General features: G+C 73.3%; 2 protein-coding genes. One reads left to right on the top strand and one right to left on the bottom strand.

Annotated elements, in window-relative coordinates; all coding sequences use genetic code 11:
- Positions 1-49: 49 nt before the first annotated feature.
- A complete protein-coding gene (locus tag ABZW03_RS39840) occupies positions 50-733 on the bottom strand; it encodes a hypothetical protein (RefSeq protein ID WP_355269631.1) in 684 nt (227 codons plus the stop codon).
- Between the two features lie 592 nt (positions 734-1325).
- Here ABZW03_RS39840 and ABZW03_RS39835 point away from each other — a divergent pair.
- Complete coding sequence (locus tag ABZW03_RS39835) at positions 1326-2303, top strand: peptidase S1 (protein ID WP_355269629.1); 978 nt, start codon at positions 1326-1328, stop codon at positions 2301-2303.
- Positions 2304-2493 lie beyond the last annotated feature (190 nt).

Here is a 2493-nt window from a genome sequence, read left to right as displayed (position 1 = left end):
AGATGCGTCAATTTCGACGCTGCGCCGCGTTCGAGCCTTGAGTCCGGGGCTACGCTGCAAGCACCCTCAGACCCCCGCTGCTCATCCGCTCGCTCTCCCGCAGCAGCGAGTCCTCCAGCGCGTCCGCGAGCGCGGCCAGGCCCGGCAGCCGGTGGGAGCCCTCCCGGAAGGCGCCGAGCAGCACCGAGACCGCCCCCACCGCGTGCAGCCCCTTGCCCCGCACGTCGGCGATCAGCCCGCGCACGCCGTACGGGGTGGACTGCAGCGCGTACGCGTCCCCGCCGATCAGCGCCTCGTCCTGGGCCGCCCGGTAGCAGGCCGCGACCGACAGCCGCCCGACCCGCGGGGGCGGCTGCGGCAGCACCGCCCGCTGCGCCGCCTCGGCCACCGACCGCACCCGCGCCAGCCGCCGCCCGTGCCGGGCCACCACCCGGTTCACCGCGACGCCGAGCAGCGCGGCGAACACCGTGTTGCCCAGCTCCAGGTAGCCGGCCCGGGTCCCGATCGAACCGTCCCGGGTGGACAGCACCAGGATGCCGAGCACGTTGGCCACGCCCACCGCGACGGTGTCCCGCAGCACCAGCAGGGCCCCCGCCAGCACGGCGGCGGCCGCCAGCATCGGATCGCCCCAGTAGTCGGTCGGATCCAGCGCGTTCCACACCAGCCCGCCGGCGGTCAGCGACCACGGCGCGACCCGCACGTACGGCGGCCACTGCACGGACCTCGGAGCCATCGGCGACCTGGCTTCCGTCTCGCCATCATCCGGAAGGACTTCCTCCGATCGTAGCCACCACCCGCAGCGGCCCGCATGACGGCGCCCGGCCCGCCCCCCGAGACGGCGACGCTTCCGACTGGACCGTCCGGCCCACTTCGCGGCCGGCCGGTGAAGGCGACAGCGGGCGCCTGGCGCGACCGCGGCCCGGCCCCAGTCCGCCCGGGTCCGGTGGACCTCCGGTATCCGAGTTTTCCAGAAGGGTCCCGCACCCCAACCACCCCTGACCACAAGGGGGTTGGGCCTTCGCGGAAGTGAAGTCCCAAGCCCCCCGGCCCGCCGGACAGCGGGGGATGTGCCCAAAGGAAGCCCGGTCTTGCAGATCTGACGGATGCTCTGCATAGTTGCTTCACATCCGGCCGAACGCGCCCCACGGGACCGGCCTGCCGCGCTTTATGTCATGTACATGAATTTTCCGCCTCTGCGGGGCCTGCCGCTCCGACCTACGGCAGGCCCTCGTCCCGCCGCCGCCCCGGCCGTCACCTGCGCCCGGGGCGGCGAGCCGCCTCCTTCCGGGACCAGTGGGTCCTTCCAGAAGACAAGGGGAAAGATCATGCGTAGCACCACCAAGACCGTGCGCCGCGCCCTGGCCGTCCTGGCCGTCGCGGTGTCAGCAGTGACCGCGGCACCGGCCGTCGGCCAGGCGGCGGCCGTGGAGGGCCCCGGCATCGCCGGCCCGTCCCCGGTGCCCGGGACGATCGCCGGCCTCGCCGTCGACGGCAGCCGCATCGGCGTCCTGACCACCGACGGCCGGGTGTTCGTCAAGGACGGCACCGTCGACTCCCGCGGCTGGGTCCAGCAGTACGAAGGCGCGACCGCGCTGGCCCTGTCCGGCAACCGCATCGGCGTCATCGCCAGGGACGGCCGCGCCTACGTCAAGGAGGGCAGCCTGTTCGCCGGATGGGTCGACGAGGGCGGCAACGCGCTCTCGATCGTCCTGGACGGCAACCGCATCGGCGTCGTCACCAGCGACCACCACGCCTACGTCAAGGAGGGCAGCCTCTCCGCCGGATACGTCGACGTGGCCGTGAACGGCAACGCCACCTCCCTGGCCCTGTCCGGCACCCGCATCGGCGTCCTCACCAGCGAGCACCACGCCTGGGTCAAGGAGGGCGCCGTCGCCGACTTCTCGCACTGGGTCGACATGGGCAGCGACGCCAACGCCACCGCCCTGGTCCTGAACGGCCAGCGCATCGGCGTCATCGCGACCGACGGGCACGCCTGGGTCAAGGAGGGCCCCGTCGGCGACCTCTCCGGGTGGGTCGACGTGGCGGGGAACGGCAACGCCCTCGCGCTGGTCCTGAACGGCCAGCGCATCGGGGTCATCACCAGTGACCACCACGCCGCGGTCAAGGAGGGCGCCGTCGCCAACTTCACCAACTGGTTCGACGTCGCGGGGAACGGCAACGCCGCCGCCCTGGTCCTGAACGGCAACCGCATCGGCGTCCTCACCACCGACCACCACGCCCCGGTCAAGGAGGGCGCCGTCGCCGACGTCACCCACTGGGTCGACATGGGCGCCGAGGGCTGACGCCGCGACGCCGGCGCCGGTGCCTGCCCCGACCGGGCCGACCGGGGCAGGCACCGCCGTCGCCCCTCGCGGTCGACGGTGCCGAGCCCCCGGAAGCCGGCTGAGAGAGTGTTGGGTAATCGGGTGACTACTGGTGCTTGAGGTCGTCGGCGAGGCGGCGGGCTGCTTCGGTCTCGATGGGGCCGCGTGG

Origin of the sequence: Kitasatospora sp. NPDC004799 (assembly GCF_040609095.1) — a bacterium.
Lineage (GTDB): Bacteria > Actinomycetota > Actinomycetes > Streptomycetales > Streptomycetaceae > Kitasatospora.
Note: the sequence above shows the minus strand (reverse complement) of the source record. Positions and strands in the feature narration are given on the sequence as shown.